Raw genomic sequence first — 1,062 nt, 5'->3', positions numbered from 1 at the left:
GACGCCGCGTTCGGATGCCTACTTTGTTTTCCCTCTGGCGCAAGGCACGCCGGGAAAACAGTGCGGCCTCGCGGCTACTGGGGTCTACCAGCCTTCGCTTCGCTCTCCATGGCTGGCAGCGGTGGATGCCTGAGCGGGTAGCCTCTGGGTGGATGAATTCTCGGACAATGACCAACAGATCATCCAGAGGCAATAACAGCAGCTTGCGCAACTCGACCACCAGCATTTCCTGGTGTTCGCTGAGTTTGGTTTGCAGGCGATGAGGACGATGGCTTTTGTCGGTGAACTCATCCCGGTTTTGCCATTTCCGGATAGTCTGTGGTGTAACATTGTATTGCTTGGCAAGATCCACCTGCTTACGATCACGTTGAGCCTTGATCTCAGCACGCAGCTTTGGTGTTGTACGGGCTTGTGGATGGATAACCATGGCGTTATGCTTCCTCCAGGTTTTGCGTGAGCCAGTCGTTCAATATCTGGCGGGTTCGGAACAAAGGATAGCTCCTTTTTGGAATATAATCACATGGTACCCGACACAGCCTTGATCCTGTTGGCAACTAATGTATGCAGGTGTTGCAACAGTTGCCGCGTCGGTGGCGGCAACTCGTCCAGTGAGTGGCCAAGAATGTCATGGGCCAGTTGATTGGCCAGGGCAATATCGTCCAGGGTGGCTTCAACGTATTCGATAACCTGACCGTCCCTGTCGATGGTTTTGATGTCACGCTGGTACTGATACAACAAGGTAATACTGTCGATCAGCGTCAGGTATTTTTCATGGTCTCGCCGGGTTCTTGTGCGACTGTCGGCAAAGGCCAGTTGTTCGGCATAGGGATTGACCACGGCCAACGGTCTCAGCAACCGTTGGGCGTTCTGGTGCTGCTGGATAATGTGTTCAGATTCATTTCTGGCCAGCAGACCAGACAGGGTTCTGGCCTGGCGCTGGCGTTGCTGGATCGCGGCGGTCTGCTCGCGGCTTTCGTTGATACTCAACACCACACAACGATTGAGCAGCTCTTCATCAATGTCGATGGCCGTGGTGGTCAGAAACAGCATCACCGGGCCTTC

The 1,062-nt window shown here is 54.1% G+C and carries 1 protein-coding gene; it reads right to left on the bottom strand.

The window, feature by feature from the left end; genetic code table 11:
- Nucleotides 1-516 precede the first annotated feature (516 nt).
- A partial coding sequence (locus ACOCD2_RS21560; RefSeq protein WP_419626084.1) for a hypothetical protein occupies nucleotides 517-1,062 on the bottom strand: 546 nt, incomplete at its 5' end.

The sequence above is a fragment of the Thiolapillus sp. genome (genome assembly GCF_048562965.1).
Taxonomy (GTDB): Bacteria; Pseudomonadota; Gammaproteobacteria; order Chromatiales; family Chromatiaceae; genus Thiolapillus; species Thiolapillus brandeum_A.
The sequence above is the reverse complement of the archived record's forward strand: the minus strand, read 5'-3'. Positions and strand labels throughout refer to the sequence as shown.